Source organism: Novosphingobium sp. (assembly GCF_040079535.1).
Taxonomy (GTDB): Bacteria; Pseudomonadota; Alphaproteobacteria; order Sphingomonadales; family Sphingomonadaceae; genus Novosphingobium.
Map to the genome: position 1 here is coordinate 30,471 of NZ_JBEBKB010000006.1, position 17,204 is coordinate 47,674.

The following is a 17,204-nucleotide window of genomic DNA, read 5'->3' on the forward strand; positions in this document are numbered from 1 at the left end:
ATTCGGCGCGGAAAATAGGGAATCGGGCGCATGAACGTTGTCACGCCGATAGGGGAATTTGCGGTCCGCCGTGATATAGCTGTGGATGGCGAACATCCACGCGTGGTGGTGGCTGATATTGCCTCACGACCCAAGGCAAATGCCCGGATCATCACCGTTGCGAACGAGAAGGGCGGGGTCGGCAAATCGACCGTTGCGTTCCATCTTGCGGTTGCCTTGGCTGATTGCGGGCACAAGGTGCTGGCAATTGATCTTGATCGCCGCCAGCAAACCCTGACCCGCACGCTGGTCGGGCGGGGCGGCACGGCCAAGCGGCTGGGTGTGCGTCTGCCGATGCCGCGCCACTTGTTGTTGCAACAACATTCGGGCGCGCAACTGTGCCAGGAAATCGCCCGGGCGGGGTGGGATTGTGACTATGTGGTGATCGATGCCGCCGGCCACGATTCGCCAATTGCCCGGCGCGCGATCGCCATGGCCGAACTGCTGGTCTCGCCGGTCAATTCAAGCTTTGTCGATCTTGATCTGCTCGGCCGGTTTCATCCGGTCAACGGGCGGCTGCTTGGCCCCGGCTGCTTTGCGGTGATGGTGGCAGAGCTGCGTCAGGCCCGGGCTGAGGCAGGCATGCCTGCGCTCGATTGGCTAGTGCTGCAAAACCGCAAGCGCCGCGATACCAGCCGCAATCAGGACAAGGTTGATGCCGCGCTGCGGCGGCTGGCACCGCGGCTGGAATTCCGCCTTGGCGCGGGGCTTTCAGAACGGGTCGCCTATCGAGAACTGTTCCTGCTTGGGCTGACGCACCTTGATCTGCGCCGCATTCCAGACCTTGCGCGCAGCAAACCGATCGCCTTGAGCGAGCTTGATGCTTTGATAGATGATCTCGATCTCGACTTCGCGCAGGCAAGCGATAGCTTGCTCGAATCGGTTGGGGATTGGGCCGGGACGGCTGCTGTCAGCGCCTAGGATCAGGGCCTGCCAACCGCACTCTTTTCCCGAGCGATTTCCTGCCAACCGATATCGCGGCGGCAAAACCCGTCGGCGAAATCAAGCGCATCGACCGCCGCATAAGCTGCAGCCTGCGCTTCACTCACGCTTGGCGAGAGCGCCGTTACATTGAGCACGCGCCCGCCGCTGGCAACCAGCTGGCCGTCCTTAAGCGCGGTTCCGGCGTGGAACACCTTGGTGCCATTTGCTTCAGCTTCAGCAATTGCCTTGATCGCCCCGCCAGACCTGGGCGTGCCGGGATAACCCTGGGCAGCCATTACAACGGTAAGCGCGCTTTCGGCCGAAAAGCGCGGCGGCTGCAGCGTACCCAGCCGCCCTTCGGCTGTGGCCAGCAGCAATTCACCCAAATCACCTTCCAGCCGCATCATCAGGACCTGACATTCAGGATCGCCGAAGCGGCAATTGTATTCAATCAATTTGACGCCGTCCGGGGTCAGCATCAAACCGGCATAGAGCACGCCTGAATATGGCATGCCTTCAGCCGCCATGCCGCGGACCGTGGGCACCACAATCCGTTCCAGTGCTTCACCTTCAAGCAGCGGTGTCAATACCGGGGCTGGGCTATAGGCACCCATCCCGCCGGTGTTTGGCCCAACATCCCCATCGCCGACCCGTTTGTGATCCTGGGCAGACCCGAATGGCACCACGGTGTGCCCGTCGGTCAGGGCAAAGAAGCTTGCTTCCTCACCTTGCATGAACTCCTCGATCACGGCTTCGGCCCCGGCGGCACCAAACCGGCCGTCAAAGATTTCTGCAATCGCGGCCTCAGCCTCTGCGCGGGTCAGGGCGACGGTTACGCCTTTGCCGGCGGCCAGGCCGTCTGCCTTGACCACCACCGGGATTGAAAAATCGTCCAGCGCAGTCAGGCCTTCGTGGGCGCTGGCAACGCGTTTGAAACCGGCCGTTGGGATGTTGTGGCGGACGCAAAGCTCTTTGGTGAAAGCCTTGCTGCCTTCAAGCTGGGCTGCGGTTTTTGAAGGGCCAAAGGTTGCCACGCCTGCGCCGCGCAAACTATCGGCCAGGCCGTCCACAAGGGGCGCTTCGGGGCCCACAATCACCAGGCCAATGCGCTGGGCCTCGCAAAAGCCCACGACGGCAGCATGGTCGGTCAGATCGAGCGTGACTAGCTCTGCATGATCGGCGATACCGGGATTGCCCGGGCTGGCGAACAATTTGTCGCCCGAATTTCCAAGCAATCGGGATTGCGCCAGCTTCCACGCCAGCGCATGTTCGCGTCCGCCCGATCCCAGCAACAGGATATTCATGCCGTTTTCGCCTTACCCAGATGATGAACCCGCCGGGCTGGTAGCGAAGGAAGGCGCGGGCGACAACGCCGCAGCGCTTTCGGTCAGCGAGATTTCCGCCGCCTTAAAGCGTGTGGTCGAGGATCAGTTCGGTTTCGTGCGCGTTCGCGGCGAAATTACCGGGTTCAAGCGCGCGGCATCGGGGCATCTCTACCTTGGCCTCAAGGATGAGAACGCCCGGCTGGATGCGGTGATGTGGCGCGGCACCGCCGGGCGGCTCAATTTCGCTTGCGAAGACGGGCTCGAAGTGATCGCCACCGGCAAGTTGACCACCTACCCTGGGCGATCGAACTATCAGCTGGTGATCGAACGGATGGAAGTGGCCGGCGAAGGCGCATTGCTGGCGCTGCTGGCCAAGACCAAGGCTCGGCTCGAAGCTGAAGGGCTGTTTGCGCCCGCACGCAAGCAGCCAATCCCGTTCCTGCCGCGCACGATCGGCGTAGTCACTTCGCCGACCGGTGCAGTTATCCGTGACATCCTGCACCGCCTGGCTGATCGGTTTCCGGTCCGGGTGGTGGTTTGGCCGGTGCTGGTCCAGGGGCCGGGGGCCGCTGCACAGGTTGCCGCCGCCGTGCGCGGATTTTCGGCACTGGGCACCGATGGTCCGGTGCCGCGCCCTGATACATTGATCGTCGCGCGCGGCGGCGGTGCAATCGAGGATCTGTGGTCGTTCAACGAAGAAGACGTGGTTCGTGCGATTACCGAATGCACAATTCCGGTGATTTCGGCTGTGGGTCATGAAACCGATACGACATTGGCCGATTTTGCCGCCGATCTGCGCGCACCCACGCCGACGGCTGCGGCCGAACTGGCCGTGCCGGTGCGCACCGAACTGGCCCAGCAAATTGCCGAGCTGGCCCTACGCCAACGCCGTGCAGTGCAGCGTCCGTTGCAATTGGGGCGGGAACGGCTGGCGGCGCGGGCCGAACGCCTGCCCAAACCGCAGGCTTTGCTAGGCCCCTATGTTCAGCGGCTTGATGGCGAGGCAGAACGGCTCCGGCGGGCGCTGGTCGATCGCACTCAGCTGGCGCGCGGAGAGCTTCAACGCAGCGCCGCGCGGCTATCGCTGCCGCTGGTCAGCGCCCGGCTGGATCAGGCGCGCGGGCGGCTTGAAGGGCTGTCGCGGCTGTTCGCCTCACTCGATCCTGATCGGGTGCTTCAGCGCGGCTATGCCAGGGTCAGCGCAGCAGATGGACGGACGCTGGTTGATCGCGCGGCAGCAGCGGCAGAACCAATGCTGACCCTGCACTTCCGCGATGGTGAATTGACGGTCGGCGCGGCCGGGCCAGCGCCGGGGCGCGCCGCCGCCAAACCGAAACCCGCACCAACCGGCAGTGCCGGATCGCAGGGTCAATTGCTCTGAAAGCATTGCGGCGCTAAGCGGGGGCGATGTTGATGAATTCTGCCGATCGCCCCGCTATGCTGTTTTACCAGCACAATGGTTTTCGCGTGCTTAGCCCGGGCAACCATGTGGTCTGCGCGGTCAGCGGGGAAACGGTTGCGCTTGAGGCCTTGCGGTATTGGAGTGTTGACCGTCAGGAAGCCTACGCTGGGCCGCGTGAGGCTACCGCGCGAAGTCTGGGCCAGGCCTGAACCAGTGCCAGGTTTGAAGCGATGCCATGCTTGAAGCAATGCCATGCTTGAAACAATGATCGACCGGCGATTGCTGTTGGCTGGTGGCGGCCTGGGCCTGGGCCTTGGGCTGTGGCAGATCCGCGGGCTTGCCGCTGAGGCGGCCGGATATGATGCGGCCACTGATTTTGCCTTGAGCGGCCAGCTTACCCAGGGCGGCTGGGCGCGGGGCAAGGCGCCCGCCTCCACCCGCGCGCTCAGCTTTGGGCGCCGCCCGGTGCTGATTGCGCCTGACCGCAGCTTCTTTATCGCATTTGATCGCGATGCGCCGGGCCGGGCCGAGCTGTTGGCCGAACTTGCCGATGGCACTGCTACCCGCGGTGTTCTTAACATCGCGCCGCGCGCCTGGAAGATCGAACGGATCCCAATCGGTCCGCGGCCAGGTAGCCCTCTCAGCGCGGAATATGCGCGCCGCCGCGAAGGCGAAACCACCCAGATCAACGCAGCCCGGCGGATCGATCACAACAGCGAAGGCTGGCGTCAGAAATTCATCTGGCCGGTCTATGGCCGAATTTCGGGCCGATTCGGATCGCAGCGGATCTACAATGGCACCCCGGGCAGCTATCATTCGGGGATGGATATCGCCACCGGGGCCAGCGGAACGCCGTTTGTGGCTCCGGCTGATGGAATCGTGACACTTGCCGCTGCAAGCTCATTCTCGCTCGAAGGGCGGCTGCTGATGATCGATCACGGGATGGGGCTGAACAGCGCCTTTCTGCACTGCTCTGCCCATGCCGTAAAAGTAGGTGACATGGTCTGCCAGGGCCAGTTCATCGGACGGATCGGGGCGACCGGCCGGGCCACGGGACCGCACTTGCACTGGTCGGTCAAATGGCGCGATGCCCGGCTTGATCCGCTGCTGTTTGTCGGGGCCTTGCCGGGCCGGTAAGGCGCTATTGAATGCGCCGCATCTTCATCGCGGCCTGGCCATCAACACTCACGAAAAAGCTGCCGAGCGAGCCTTTGGTCAGCACGACCTTCTGGCCCGGCTTGGGCGAGAGTGCGAGTGGTTTGAAATCGGTCTGTTCCCATACTCCGCCCTCAGCCATCGCAATGATCCAGCCGCCATCGCGATTGCGCCGGGCCGAAGCGACCTTGGTTTCCAGCCGCTTGACCTCCTCCTGGCCCGGGCCGGTGCCCAGAATTTGGGAAGAAGGCACTGCCAGGCCAAACAGGCCGCGCTGGGCCCGTTCCACTTCCTTGCGCTCTGCCACCACGATATCGCTACGCTCGGCCGCGCCCGCCAGTGCAGTCGATTGCGCATCGAAGCAAGCCAGCCGGGCCGGCGGATCGGCAATCTGGCGGCAGGCCAGCAAGTCAGTCAGCACCTTGGGCGGGGCAGGCGGCCGCTTGTCCTCGCCCAAAGCCGGCTGCGCCGCCACTGCGCAAAGGCCGATTACGGCAGCGGCCCATCCGCGATAGCCTGCTTTCAAGGGTTCCATGTGGGCGTTTCCTTAGGTTGGTGGCCAAGGATTACAGCCCTTGTCGCCCGGCACAAGGGCAGGCCGATCCGATAGTTGCAAAAAGGCTACACCTGGCGCGGAATCCCACGGATTACGGCCAGATTAACTTTACACCGGGCTGCCCAGCAGACAACAGAGCGACATTCTTGGATGGTTTTGCGTGGTTTTCTTGCGCACGGCCCCTTGATATTCCACGAGAGGCCGCCAGGCTTCTACGATAAGGGACTGACATATCGTGAAAAAATTCTCGACTCTCCGGATCAGCGCTGCCCCGCTCGCGGTTGGCATCGCGCTGCTAGCCTCCCCCGCCTATGCGCAGGATTCCGCCGCCGCTGACGATCAGACCGAAGCTGCTGCCGATGAACCCGTGCTCGTCGTAACCGGTACGCGCATCCAGAACGTCAACCTGACTGCGGTTTCGCCGGTCACCTCGATTGACAATGCGGCCATCAAGCAGTCGGGCAACCAGCGCACGGAAGATCTGCTGAACTCGCTCCCGCAGGTGTTCGCTGCCCAGTCGTCGACCCTGTCGAACGGTGCCACCGGCACTGCCACGGTCGATCTTCGCGGCGTTGGCTCGCAGCGCACCCTGGTGCTGATCAACGGCCGCCGCCTGATGCCGGGCGACGTATCAAGCTCGGCCGCCGATCTTAACTTCGTGCCGGCCTCGATGGTCAAGCGTGTTGACGTGCTGACCGGCGGTGCTTCGGCAACCTATGGCGCCGATGCTATCGCCGGCGTCGTCAACTTCGTGATGGACACCGAGTTCACCGGTCTGCGGATCGATGCCAACTACGGCATGTATCAGCACAACAACCGCAACTTGACCATTCGCCCGTTGCTCGATGCACGCGCTGCGCGTTTCCCTGGTTACGGTTATCCCAAGGGCAGCGTTGTTGATGGTGGTCAGTTTGATGGCACCATCTCGTTCGGCACCAAGTTTGATGAAGGTCGTGGCCACGCTTCGGCTTATTTCGGCTACCGCAAGGCCGAACCGGTGCTGCAGTCTCGCCGCGATTACAGCGCTTGCACCATCCAGAACTCAGGCGCCTCTTTGGGCGTCCGTGGCGACCCGCTAAATCCTCGCCGCCTCAACCCAGCGGCGCCGCTGCAGTGCGGTGGTTCGGCCACGTCTAACAACGCTGTCGTGTTCGCGTCGTACACCACCACCACCACGCCCGGCACGTTTTACACCTCGACCGTGGCTGCGCTTGGCGCAGGCACGATCGCCCCGTTCACTTCCAACCGCTACAACTTCGCGCCGCTGAACTACTTCCAGCGTCCGGATGAACGCTACACTGCGGGTGCTTTCGTAGATTACGAAATCAGCCCGGCGCTGCATCCGTACATGGAATTCATGTTCATGGACGATCGCACGCTGGCCCAGATTGCCCCCTCGGGTGACTTTGGCAACACGCTGACGGTCAACTGCGATAACCCGCTGTTGTCTGCACAGCAAGCTTCCGTAATCTGCGCCGCTCCAAATCTGATTAACGGCTTTGTCGGAACTTTCCCGACGGCATCGGCGGCGAGCTTCAGCCCGGGCGGCCCGGCGATCAATTTCATCGATCCGTTCGATGGGCACACCTATAACAAGGGTTTCTTCCAGCTGCTGCGCCGCAACGTTGAAGGTGGACCGCGCATCAACGATCTGCAGCACACTGCATTCCGTGCGGTGCTGGGCATGAAGGGCGATCTTGGCGCAAGCTGGTCGTACGACGCTTCGTACCAGTATGGACGGATGAACTACTCGCAAGTCTACAGCAACGAGTTCTCGACCTCCCGCCTCACCAACGCGCTTGACGTAGTTGATGATCCGCGCGTTGCCGGCGTTCAGGCGATCTGCCGCGTTGCGCTGACCGGCCAGGATCCAAACTGCGTTCCCTTTGATGTGTTATCGGGTGCTCCGATCTCGCAAGCCGCGCTCAACTATCTGTCGGCCACCGGCCTGCAGAAGGGGATCGTCAGCGAGCAGATCGTCAGCGCAATGTTCAACGGTGATCTTGGTTCCTACGGCATCAAGTCGCCGATGGCTCAAGACGGCGTCAGCATCGCCATTGGCGGTGAATATCGCCGTGAAGGGCTTGAACTGAAGGTCGATAACGCTTTTGCCACCGGTGATCTCACCGGCCAGGGCGCTCCGACCCTGCCAATCAACGGCAGCTATTCGGTGACCGAGTTCATCAGCGAAATCGAAGTGCCGATCGTTCAGGAAAACGGGATCTACAATCTCAGCTTCAACGGCGGCTATCGTTATTCGCACTACTCGATCTCGGGTGGTAACACCTTCAACACCGATACCTACAAGCTCGGTCTGGACTTTGCGCCGGTTCGCGATATCCGCTTCCGCGCTGCCTATAACCGCGCTGTTCGCGCCCCGAACATCCAGGAACTGTTCGCAACGCAGTTCGTGGGTCTCGACGGCTCAACCGATCCGTGCACTGGCGCTGCGATCGTGGCGACCCAGTATGGGTGCCTTGCTCAGGGCCTGGTCGTTGGTCAGAATGTCACCGGCAACCCAGCCGCGCAGTACAACGGCTTGCTTGGCGGTAACCCAAACCTGCAGCCGGAAATTGCTACCACCAAGACCATTGGTGTGGTGATCCAGCCACGGGTGATCCCGGGTCTGTCGCTGTCGATCGATTGGTATGACATTGAGATCAAGAACGCGATCCAGGGCTATGGCGCTGACGCAATCCTCAACGCTTGCGGTGCTTCGACTTCGCTTGCCAATGCTCTGGCCAACCCGGCTTGCGCATTGATCAACCGTAACGCAGCCGGTTCGCTGTGGCTGACCTCGGACGGCTACGTCACCGATCTTCCGCAGAACGTCGGCGGCATGCGCACCCGTGGTCTCGAATTCAATGGCAGCTACACCACTGAAATCGGCGGCATGGGCACGCTCAACCTCAACTTCGTGGGCACCCGTCTTGAGAAGTTCGAAACCGATAACGGTCTGACCGAGCTTTACAACTGCGCCGGTTACTATGGCACCACCTGCGGCGGCCCGGCTCCGAAATGGCGCCACAAGCTGCGGATGACGCTCAACACCAAGATGGGCATCAGTCTGTCGGGTCAATGGCGCTACTTCGGCCCGGTCGACGTGGACTACAAGAACCCGAGCTCGAGCCTTTCCGGCAACTATTACAACTTCAGTTCGACGATCCAGTCGCAGAGCTATTTTGATCTGTCGATGACCGCGAACGTGGGTCGTAATTTCAGCTGGCGCTTGGGCGTAAACAACCTGCTCGACAAGGAACCACCTTTGGTGACTTCGGGTAGCGGTGCCTTCGGCGCCAGTGCCGGTGGTAGCAACGGCAACACCTATCCGGGCACCTACGATGCGCTCGGCCGGTACATCTACACCGGCGTGACCCTGGACTTCTAAGTCCGGCTCAAGTCGACTAAACAGGCGGCGGCCCCCCTAACCGGGTGGCCGCCGTGCTTGTTTTAACTCCTAGCTGGTGCTTGATTGAACCATGTCCCAAGTTGCGCCGCCAGAAACCTTCAACCGCATTCTGGTTGCTGCACGCAGCCAACGTTTTGATGAGGCGGCGATCGCGTCGACCAAAGCGCTGGTCGACTATCCTGATGACGATCGTATCCTCGCATTGGGGGGTGCCATTGAGCTACGCCGCGGCCAGTTCCAGCGTGCGATCGATTTACTTGAGCCGGCATTGGCGGCCAATCCGGATGACTCTACAATTCGAGCCAATCTGGCCGAAGCCAAATTTCAGTGTGGTGCGATTGAGGCGGCGCTTGCGCTATGCGATGCAAAGGCAATAGCCGCTGACAAAAGCTCGCGGCTGCTGCAGCTGGCTGCCTACTTAGCGCAGGAGAACGGTGATCACGAGCGTGCCGTTGAATTCTATTCACAAATTGTAGAACTCAAGCCGAGCGACTGGTCTAGCTGGAACAATCTCGGCAACAGCCTTCGCGCGCTGTGTGACTACCCAAGGGCCATCGAAGCATTGGTCAAGGCGGCACAGCTTCAGCCCTCGGCGCAGGCAATCCGGATCAACCTTGCCAATGCCTATTTTCACGGCGGTGATCCTGGGAGTGGCGAGGCATTACTGCGCGAGGCCGCCCGGCTCGATCCGTCTGACCCGGTTCCGTTGCGAACCCTGTTCGATCAGTTCTCCAAGATTGGTCGCGATGAAGCCGCACTTGAAGCTATTCGAGAGGCTGTCCGCCTCGCGCCTGACGATGCCGAAATCCACGCCGAACATGGCCGCGAAGCCGCGAAACACACCTTCTACGAAGAATCGGAAGCGGCTTACCGTACCGCGCTTCGCCTTCGTCCAGACTTCGCCCAGGTCTTCATCGGCCTTGCTTCCAACTTCGAACGCGCCAATCAGGAACACCGCTTCGAGGAATTGTACGAGCAAGCCAAAGACAGTGGCACCGATCCGCAAGTGCTCGATTATATTGATGCCATGCGGCTACGGCGCGAGCGTCGTTTCGAGGAGGCCTTCGCAGCGATAGAACGGGCTGGTGAGTTGCCTCTGGCCGGCCACAGCCGCCCGATCCGCGGCGCTATTCTCGATCGCCTCGAACGCTACGACGAAGCGTTCGAAACCTTCCAAGCGATGAACGTCGCAACAGCCGGACAAATGGACCAACCGCTAGAGCGGGCTCGCCAATACGTCGCGATGGTGAAGCATTCAATTGATCGGCTAAGTTCGGGCTGGTTCGAGAACTGGCCTGAAGTGCCATCAGGGGCACGGCCCGCACCGGCATTCATTGGAAGCTTTCCACGATCTGGCACGACCTTGCTTGATACCATGCTTATGGGATCCCCCAACGTACTGGTGCTTGAAGAGCAGCCCTTCATCGCGTTGATGGAACAGGAAGCGGGCGGCCTTGATGCTCTGGATACAATGAGTGAATCTGACCTTGCCAAAGCGCGAGAAGCCTATTGGCAACGTGTTGCCGCCTACGGCCCACTCACAGATGACACATTGGTAATCGACAAGCAGCCCTTGCACACAAACAACGTACCCGCGATCAAGCGTCTCTTCCCAGACGCGCGATTTATTCTTGCAATGCGCCACCCCTGCGATGTGCTGCTTAGCTGTTACATAACAAATTTTCGAACCAATGCTGCGATGGCCAACTTTCTGACACTGGCCGACGCGGCGGCGCTATACGATCTCACCTTCAAGAATTGGGAGAAGGCCGCCGCTCTCTTCAAATTACAGACGTACACGATCGCATACGAACGTTTGGTTGATGATCCCGACCGTGAATTGCGCCCACTGTTCGATTGGCTGGACTTGCATTGGTCAGAGCGTGCAACAGACCACACCAGCACTGCCCGATCACGCGGCGTGGTGCGCACAGCAAGCTATGCCCAAGTCACCGAACCGATTTACCAGCGCTCACGCGGCCGCTGGCAGAATTACAGACAACATCTTGAGCCGATCTTGCCCATCCTGGCACCTTGGGCCGAGAAATTCGGCTACTCGCTCGAAGATGGCCGGATCCCAGGCTGGCCAGAAGGCATGGACAAGGCACCATGACTGCAGCGGCGGCTCCGACTGACCTTTTGGCAAACGCCGATGCGGCCGTCGCGCGGGGTAATCTGACAGAGGCTGCTGGCCTGCTTGACCAGGCGCTCTCTGCCGAAGACCTTGGACCGGACGTCTGGCTGAGGCTGGCTGGTCTCAGACGCGCGCTGCGCCAGCCGCGCAAGGCACTGGATGCGGTGCACCGTGCGCTGGCCCAGATGCCCTTTGATTTCATCGCGCTATCGCTGCGTGCTGGCCTGCTGGAAAAGCTCGAGCCGGCGTGGGCCGGGGAAGCCTGGGCCGAGGCTTTGGCCCAGCGTCCAGAAGGGGATCTGCCGCACGGCATGGCCGAAATTGTCAGTCGCGGCACGCAATTGCGCGATGCCTGGTTGGCCGCCCGAGACGCTGCCTATGCCCATGCGACCGCTGACGCAGAGGAGCAGGCCGGCAACGATCAGGCATGGAAGATCGCCCGTTTCCGCAGCAACGTGCTGCGCAAGACCCGAATCTGGCACAGCGAACCAACCCATTACCACTACCCCGGATTGACTGAACGCGAATTTCACCCGCGCGAACGGTTTCCCTGGCTGGCCGAAATCGAAGCCGCCACCGCAGTGATCCGGTCCGAAATGCAGGCGGCAATTGCCTCCAGCCGGGCCGAACTGGTGCCCTATATTGAATATTCCGAACACGAAGCGATGGAGCAGTGGCGGCCGCTCAACCGCAATCCCGATTGGACTGCGGTCCATCTGATTCGGAAGGGTGAAATCGTTTCGGCCAACGCGGCGCTCTGTCCCCAGACCATGGCGTTGCTAAGCAAAATCGATCAGCCGCAGATCCCCGGCGCGTCGCCAAACGCCATGTTCTCACTGCTGGCACCGCAGACTGCAATTCCGCCGCATGTCGGTGTCAACAACACCCGGCTGCTGTGTCATCTGCCGCTCATCGTCCCCGAAGGCTGCTGGTTCCGTGTTGGCGGTGAAACGCGCTATTGGCGAGAGGGTGAGGGGCTTGTGTTTGATGATACTGTTGAGCACGAAGCGATGAACCCGGCCGACCAATTGCGCGTAGTGATGATTTTCGATTTTTGGCATCCCGATCTTAGCCCACCGGAAAAACAAGCCGTAGCCGCAGTGGTTGCCGCCGATGGCGGCCAGGACGAAGGGCCGTGAGCGGCCCGCGCGCGACGATCGAATCCGTCGATCAATTTTCCAATGAGGCCTTGCTGAGCCAGACCGAGGCCGAGGCCGAACGCCTTGTGGCAGCCTGGATCATCACAAACGGCCCGGTTCCACGGGCGCTGCAATGGCGGGCCTTGCTGCTTCGTGCGCTTGATCGGCACGGCGAGGCGGCCGATCTGTTGCGCCGGGCGGCCGCGGCTGATCCGCAAAATCCATCCATCGCGCAAAGCCTGGCGCAGGTTTCGCTGGAAGCCGGGCTCCCGGCAGACACGCTGTTTGAACGGGCCCTTCAGCTCGATCCAGCCAGCTCGGTTGGCCGATTGGGGCTGATTTCGGCCTATTTCGCGGCAGGGAAGGGCCAGATGGCGCTCGATCTGCTGGAAGGTGCGCTAACAGCGAACCCCGGCTGGATCGCAGGTCATGCGCAGTTCGCCCAGCTTTCCACGTTGATTGGCCAACCCGGGCGCGGGCTCGATACCTTGCTGGCCGCGATTGATCGCTTCCCCGATCACCTCGAATTCCGGATCCAGGCGCTCAAGATCCTGCTGCTAGCCGGCCACTTCGAACGCGCTTTGGCGCTGGCTGAGGCATCAATCGCCCGATTGGGGGATTTGCCCGTTCTGCTGGTCGATCAGGCCGCAGCGCTGGATGAGCTGGGCCAATCAGCTCACGCGGCAGCGATCTTTGGCAAGGCAGGCCCGGCCGCCGATTGCGCGCATGCTTGCTGGTTGCTGCGGCACCACTTGCGCCGCGGCGATCCAGCGACTGCGCTGGTTGTGGCCGAGCCCTGGCTGCGGCACGAGCAAGCCACCCAGGTCTGGCCATACGTGGCGCTGGCCTGGCGGATGATGGACGATCCGCAAGCCGATTGGCTGGAAGCGCAGCCTGGCCTGATCGGCACAGCTGATTTGGCCGGCAAGATCGATCTTGCCGCGCTGGCCGATTGCCTGCGCCGGGTCCATGCCGGATCGGGACGCTTCGTTGATCAGTCGGTGCGCGGCGGCACGCAGACCGATGGGCCATTGTTCTCCCGGATAGAGCCAGAGGTTGCGGCCGCCCGGCGCGAAATCAGCCGGGCGATGCGAACGCATCTTGCCGCGCTGCCACCGATTGATAGGCGTCATCCGCAATTGGCTGAGCGGCGGGATCGGCCGGTGCGCTATTCGGGGAGCTGGTCGGTCCGGCTGGTCGATCAGGGCTTTCACACCAGCCACCATCATCCGCTCGGCTGGTTCAGCGCAGTGTTCTATCTGGCCGCTCCGCCAGAATTGGCCGGCGAAGAGGGCCAGCTGGTGCTGGGTGCCCCCCCGCCAGAGCTGGGCCTTGATCTTGCTGCGTTCAGGCAGTTCGCGCCAAGCCCTGGAAAGCTGGTAATCTTTCCATCGACGATGTGGCATGCTACTCTGCCATTCAGCAAAGGCGAACGGATGACGATTGCCTTCGATACTGCACGGCCATTCGGTGGAGACATGACATGAGCCTAATCGCTGCAACGCTGTTTATTCTGGCCTCAGCCGGTCAAGGCGCCTCACAACCCGCTACGGCAAAGCCTCCTGAAACTACCGAATCGCATGATCCGATGGTTTGCGAATCGTCCGAGCAGATTGGCTCGCGGCTCAGACGCAAGCGGGTTTGCATGCGCCGCAGCGAATGGGAGCGCCAAAAGCAGGAAAACAAGCAGATGATCGAACGCACCCAAGTGCAGCGCGGGATTGATTCGAAGGGTTAGGGTTTCCGCTGATTCTGGGCGGAAGTAACGCCGGCCAATGGCCACCCACCTTTCGCCCATAGCAAAAGGCGCCCGAATCGCTTCGGGCGCCTTTTGATTTTCCAGCGTTAAGCGCTGAAGATCAGGCCGCAGCCTTCTTCTTCAGATCGCGCTTTACCTTCTGGGCTCCGGTCGAAAGCTTCTCATCCGAAGTCTTCATCAGCCAGTTGTCGAGCCCACCGACGTGTTCAACCGAGCGCAGGGCATGGGTTGAAACGCGGAACTTGAAACTGCGATCAAGCCCTTCAGACATCAGCGTGACGTTCTGCAGATTGGGCAGGAAAACGCGCTTGGTCTTATTGTTGGCGTGGCTGACGTTGTGGCCAACCTGGCGGCCTTTTCCGGTCAGTTCGCAAATACGGGACATCGCTAATCTCGCTTCAAAAATTCGTTGCCCAAGATGGGGAAGGCGCGCGCATAGCGATTCACCCTTGTATGGTCAAGGTATTGCGGCCAATTCGGCTTAAATGAGCCGTTGGCCGCTTCCCGAACCGATGCAACTGGCGCTTGATGCGGCGCAGGCGGGCGAATCTGCCGGTGAAGTGCCAATCGGTGCGGTGATCGTCAAGGGTGGCAGGGTTATTTCTGTCGCCCACAACCAGCCGCGTGGTCTCAACGATCCCACCGCCCATGCCGAAGTGCTGGCGATTCGCGCAGCGGCAGCAGTGCTGGGCAATGAACGGCTTGATGGCTGCGAGCTGTGGGTGACGCTGGAGCCTTGCGCGATGTGCGCCGGTGCGATCGCCCATGCCCGGATTGCGAAGCTTTACTATGCCGCCGCAGACGCCAAAGGCGGCGCGGTAGAGCACGGCGCGCGGGTGTTTGAGCACGAACAGAGCCTGCACCGGCCTGAGGTCTATTCGGGTATGGGCGAGGATCAGGCCAGCGCAATGCTCAAGGCGTTTTTCGCCGCACGGCGTTAGAGCTTGCTTCAGCCTTACCGAAACAGGCCCTAAAGCCCGCGCCAGATCTTTAGCGGCAGATCGTTTTTGGGGCCAAATCTGCGCCTGGAACAGGCCTTGGGTTTGAAGTCCTTGCCATAGCACAGCAGAATTTCGCGCAGCCAGCCGCCGCCAGAAACCACCAGCCCAACCGCTGCCACTGGAAATCCGGGGTTTCGTGCCGCAAATTCACGGCGCAGATGGCCCGCAGTCAATCCGCTTTGGCGCGACAGGCGATCGGCATCGGGCAGGCGCAAGCTTTGCCACAGGATCCGCGAGACCTTGAAATAACCTTCCGGGGTCTTGGCCATGCAACTGCCATGCTTGGCCCATTCATGCTCAAGCAGCCAGGGCACAGGGGTCATGCACAGATTGCCCTGATAATCCTGCAGCGTCGGGCGGGGCGATACCGCGCACCACTGGGGATATTTGCCATTGCCGCCTTCGGGCCACAGCCCATGAAGGACAAAGCCAAATCGGCCGATCTGGCCGTTGCACTGGAAATTGCCTGGATCTCTGGCTGCTTTGCCGCCGCGGCAAAATTCGGGCGACCAGCTTATCGCCAGAGTATAGCCAGTGATTGGCACCCGCGTGCTGGGGCCATCCTGGCGCGGCGGCGGCGGCACGTCGATAGCGGCCGGGGCGCGGCACTGATAGGCTTGAGCGAGCGCGGGGGCCGCCGGGACCAGCGCAATCAGGGCCAGTGCAATCAGGACCGGTGCGCGGGGGATCATAGCGGCGTGAAATCAAGCCCAACATCGGCGGCGGGGGCGCTTTGGGTAAGGCGGCCAACCGAAACGTAAGTGACCCCGGTGGCCGCAATCGCGGCGATGGTATCAAGCCTGACCCCGCCCGATGCTTCTGCAGGCACCCGCCCGGCGATCAGCGCGACCGATTCGCGAAGCTCATCAAGGCGCATATTGTCGAGCAGGATATGGCTGGCCCCGGCAGCCAGGGCAGGCTCGATCTGGCTGATCCGGTCAACCTCACAGATAATATTCTGCACGCCAGCGGCCATGGCGCGCCGCACCGCTTCGGCGACGCCGCCGGCCACCAGCACATGGTTATCCTTGATCATCGCGGCATCCCACAGCCCCATCCGGTGGTTCCGGGCCCCGCCCATCCGGGTTGCGTACTTTTCCAGATGGCGCAGGCCGGGGATAGTCTTGCGGGTATCCAGCAAGGTAGCGTTGCCTTGCATCGCATCGACATACTGGCGGGTCATGGTGGCGATCCCTGATAAATGCTGGACCGTGTTGAGCGCTGAGCGCTCGCCAGTCAGCATCGCCCTGGCGTTGCCCGAAAGGCGCATCAGGTCGGTTTTGGCGGGGACCTTCTCTCCTTCGGCCACCAGCATTTCGATTTCCATATCGGGATCGAGCGCGCGGAAAAAGGCCTCGGCAATCGGCAACCCCGCCACCACGATGGCATCGCGCGTATCCATCACGCCAGAAAAGCGCGCAGCGGCGGGAATCACGCTTTCGCTGGTCACATCGCGCCCCCCACCGGGCAGGCCCAAACCCAGGTCCTCATCCAGCGTGGCGCGAACGAATTGGGACAGATCGAAGCCTGCCAAGGAAAACCCCCCCATCAGTTCGCCCTAGTGCACAAACCGCGCAACAACGTCGCGGTAGGAACGGCTTACTTTCACGTCGGCGCCGCTTTCCAGCACCAGGAAGCACTCCCCATTGGTGTGCGGCTTGACCTGGCGAACATTGTTGAGATTGACTATCCAGCTGCGGTGGACCCGCTGGAATACCCGCGGATCAAGCCTCCGTTCCAGATCCTTCATCGTTTCGCGCAGGATCAGGCTGTTGTCGGCAGTATAGATGCACATGTAATCACCGGCTGCCTCGATCCGCTCGATCGAATCGACATCAACCCGGAAAATCTGACCGCGATCCTTGATGTTGATCAGCTTTTCATACCGGCCCGCATGATCCGTCTCGTCCGGCATTGCCTCGATGGCATCGGGGGCAACTTCGGTCAGCACCGCTTTAAGTTTTTCAGCTTCTCCGGCAGCGCCTTTTTCAGCGATACGGGTACGCACGCGTTCCATCGTGTCGGCCAGCTTGTCCTCATCAACCGGCTTCATCAGATAGTTGACCGCATTGGCCTCAAACGCGCGAACCGCATGTTCCTGGTATGCAGTGACGAACACGATCAAGGGCGGCTCAACATCCATCAGGCCCTTGACCACTGAAAACCCGTCAAACCCCGGCATCTGGATATCAAGAAACACCAGATCGGGCTTTTCGGTCTTGATCCTGCGGATCGCTTCGCGCCCGTTGGCGCAGGTTTCGATTACCTCAACATCGGGAAATTTTTCGAGCCGCAGCATCAGCCCCTGAATCGCAAGCTTTTCGTCATCGACGACGATCGTGCGGATGGTCATGGGGCGTT

At 61.3% G+C, this 17,204-nt stretch carries 15 protein-coding genes; 9 read left to right on the plus strand and 6 right to left on the minus strand.

The genetic code is table 11. The annotated features are described in order from the left end of the window. The first annotated feature begins 30 nt into the window (after nucleotides 1-30). Nucleotides 31-960 (plus strand): division plane positioning ATPase MipZ, encoded by a 930-nt coding sequence (locus tag ABL914_RS03400; protein ID WP_391561750.1) that lies wholly within the window; start codon nucleotides 31-33, stop codon nucleotides 958-960. A gap of 2 nt (nucleotides 961-962) precedes the next feature. Here the strand turns inward: ABL914_RS03400 and purD are convergent, their stop codons facing one another. Then, nucleotides 963-2,267, minus strand: a complete 1,305-nt coding sequence (gene purD / locus ABL914_RS03405) for a phosphoribosylamine--glycine ligase (protein ID WP_391561751.1) — start codon at nucleotides 2,265-2,267, stop codon at nucleotides 963-965. Between purD and xseA the strand changes: the two genes are divergently transcribed. Genes xseA through ABL914_RS03420 form a run of 3 tightly spaced genes read left to right on the plus strand, consistent with a single transcriptional unit; the run spans nucleotide 2,266 to nucleotide 4,827 of the window. Continuing rightward, nucleotides 2,266-3,669: an exodeoxyribonuclease VII large subunit gene (gene xseA, locus ABL914_RS03410; RefSeq protein WP_391561752.1), complete on the plus strand. Its 1,404-nt coding sequence runs from the start codon at nucleotides 2,266-2,268 to the stop codon at nucleotides 3,667-3,669. The two genes, purD and xseA, sit on opposite strands and share 2 nt — an antisense overlap. Nucleotides 3,670-3,695: 26 nt before the next feature. Continuing rightward, the gene (locus ABL914_RS03415; RefSeq protein WP_391561753.1) at nucleotides 3,696-3,899 is read left to right on the plus strand and encodes a DUF2093 domain-containing protein; all 204 of its coding nucleotides are present in this window, start codon (nucleotides 3,696-3,698) and stop codon (nucleotides 3,897-3,899) included. Between the two features lie 43 nt (nucleotides 3,900-3,942). After that, nucleotides 3,943-4,827 carry a M23 family metallopeptidase gene (locus ABL914_RS03420; protein ID WP_391561754.1) on the plus strand — a complete coding sequence of 295 codons (885 nt, stop codon included), beginning with the start codon at nucleotides 3,943-3,945 and terminating at the stop codon, nucleotides 4,825-4,827. Nucleotides 4,828-4,831: 4 nt separating this feature from the next. Here ABL914_RS03420 and ABL914_RS03425 read toward each other — a convergent pair whose 3' ends face one another. Beyond that, entirely contained in the window at nucleotides 4,832-5,380 is a 549-nt protein-coding gene (locus ABL914_RS03425) for a hypothetical protein (RefSeq protein ID WP_391561755.1), read from the minus strand. Nucleotides 5,381-5,636: 256 nt separating this feature from the next. On the opposite strand from ABL914_RS03425, the gene ABL914_RS03430 reads away from it, so the two are divergent. The 4 genes from ABL914_RS03430 to ABL914_RS03445 all read left to right on the plus strand — a co-directional run bounded on the left by ABL914_RS03430 (nucleotide 5,637) and on the right by ABL914_RS03445 (nucleotide 13,570). Further along, nucleotides 5,637-8,789, plus strand: a complete 3,153-nt coding sequence (locus ABL914_RS03430; protein ID WP_391561756.1) for a TonB-dependent receptor domain-containing protein — start codon at nucleotides 5,637-5,639, stop codon at nucleotides 8,787-8,789. Between the two features lie 91 nt (nucleotides 8,790-8,880). Beyond that, entirely contained in the window at nucleotides 8,881-10,923 is a 2,043-nt protein-coding gene (locus tag ABL914_RS03435; protein ID WP_391561757.1) for a sulfotransferase, read from the plus strand. Beyond that, nucleotides 10,920-12,083 carry an aspartyl/asparaginyl beta-hydroxylase domain-containing protein gene (locus tag ABL914_RS03440; RefSeq protein ID WP_391561758.1) on the plus strand — a complete coding sequence of 388 codons (1,164 nt, stop codon included), beginning with the start codon at nucleotides 10,920-10,922 and terminating at the stop codon, nucleotides 12,081-12,083. Before ABL914_RS03435 ends, ABL914_RS03440 begins: the two co-directional genes overlap by 4 nt. Continuing rightward, nucleotides 12,080-13,570, plus strand: coding sequence for a 2OG-Fe(II) oxygenase family protein (locus tag ABL914_RS03445; RefSeq protein WP_391561759.1), 1,491 nt, complete (start codon nucleotides 12,080-12,082; stop codon nucleotides 13,568-13,570). Before ABL914_RS03440 ends, ABL914_RS03445 begins: the two co-directional genes overlap by 4 nt. 372 nt (nucleotides 13,571-13,942) lie before the next feature. Here the strand turns inward: ABL914_RS03445 and rpmB are convergent, their stop codons facing one another. Beyond that, a complete protein-coding gene (gene rpmB / locus ABL914_RS03450) occupies nucleotides 13,943-14,227 on the minus strand; it encodes a 50S ribosomal protein L28 (RefSeq protein ID WP_391561760.1) in 285 nt (94 codons plus the stop codon). A gap of 100 nt (nucleotides 14,228-14,327) precedes the next feature. On the opposite strand from rpmB, the gene ABL914_RS03455 reads away from it, so the two are divergent. Continuing rightward, nucleotides 14,328-14,783, plus strand: coding sequence for a nucleoside deaminase (locus tag ABL914_RS03455; RefSeq protein ID WP_391561761.1), 456 nt, complete (start codon nucleotides 14,328-14,330; stop codon nucleotides 14,781-14,783). A 29-nt stretch (nucleotides 14,784-14,812) separates the two neighbouring features. Here the strand turns inward: ABL914_RS03455 and ABL914_RS03460 are convergent, their stop codons facing one another. From ABL914_RS03460 to ABL914_RS03470, 3 genes are read right to left on the minus strand one after another with little or no spacing between them, the layout of a single operon-like run. Next, entirely contained in the window at nucleotides 14,813-15,535 is a 723-nt protein-coding gene (locus ABL914_RS03460; RefSeq protein ID WP_391561762.1) for a ribonuclease T, read from the minus strand. Further along, complete coding sequence (gene nadC, locus ABL914_RS03465) at nucleotides 15,532-16,392, minus strand: carboxylating nicotinate-nucleotide diphosphorylase (RefSeq protein WP_391561763.1); 861 nt, start codon at nucleotides 16,390-16,392, stop codon at nucleotides 15,532-15,534. The genes ABL914_RS03460 and nadC overlap by 4 nt, the downstream gene beginning before the upstream one ends. 9 nt (nucleotides 16,393-16,401) lie before the next feature. Beyond that, nucleotides 16,402-17,196: a LytR/AlgR family response regulator transcription factor gene (locus ABL914_RS03470; protein ID WP_391561764.1), complete on the minus strand. Its 795-nt coding sequence runs from the start codon at nucleotides 17,194-17,196 to the stop codon at nucleotides 16,402-16,404. Nucleotides 17,197-17,204 lie beyond the last annotated feature (8 nt).

Excerpts from the sequence above, each read along its gene's own strand:
- xseA (WP_391561752.1), top strand. The coding sequence starts at position 2,266 with ATGCCGTTTTCGCCTTACCCAGATGATGAACCCGCCGGGCTGGTAGCG.
- nadC (WP_391561763.1), bottom strand. The coding sequence starts at position 16,392 with ATGGGGGGGTTTTCCTTGGCAGGCTTCGATCTGTCCCAATTCGTTCGC.
- ABL914_RS03455 (WP_391561761.1), top strand. The coding sequence starts at position 14,328 with ATGAGCCGTTGGCCGCTTCCCGAACCGATGCAACTGGCGCTTGATGCG.
- ABL914_RS03415 (WP_391561753.1), top strand. The coding sequence starts at position 3,696 with ATGTTGATGAATTCTGCCGATCGCCCCGCTATGCTGTTTTACCAGCAC.
- ABL914_RS03420 (WP_391561754.1), top strand. The coding sequence starts at position 3,943 with ATGCTTGAAACAATGATCGACCGGCGATTGCTGTTGGCTGGTGGCGGC.
- ABL914_RS03435 (WP_391561757.1), top strand. The coding sequence starts at position 8,881 with ATGTCCCAAGTTGCGCCGCCAGAAACCTTCAACCGCATTCTGGTTGCT.
- rpmB (WP_391561760.1), bottom strand. The coding sequence starts at position 14,227 with ATGTCCCGTATTTGCGAACTGACCGGAAAAGGCCGCCAGGTTGGCCAC.
- ABL914_RS03425 (WP_391561755.1), bottom strand. The coding sequence starts at position 5,380 with ATGGAACCCTTGAAAGCAGGCTATCGCGGATGGGCCGCTGCCGTAATC.
- ABL914_RS03460 (WP_391561762.1), bottom strand. The coding sequence starts at position 15,535 with ATGATCCCCCGCGCACCGGTCCTGATTGCACTGGCCCTGATTGCGCTG.
- ABL914_RS03400 (WP_391561750.1), top strand. The coding sequence starts at position 31 with ATGAACGTTGTCACGCCGATAGGGGAATTTGCGGTCCGCCGTGATATA.
- ABL914_RS03440 (WP_391561758.1), top strand. The coding sequence starts at position 10,920 with ATGACTGCAGCGGCGGCTCCGACTGACCTTTTGGCAAACGCCGATGCG.
- purD (WP_391561751.1), bottom strand. The coding sequence starts at position 2,267 with ATGAATATCCTGTTGCTGGGATCGGGCGGACGCGAACATGCGCTGGCG.
- ABL914_RS03470 (WP_391561764.1), bottom strand. The coding sequence starts at position 17,196 with ATGACCATCCGCACGATCGTCGTCGATGACGAAAAGCTTGCGATTCAG.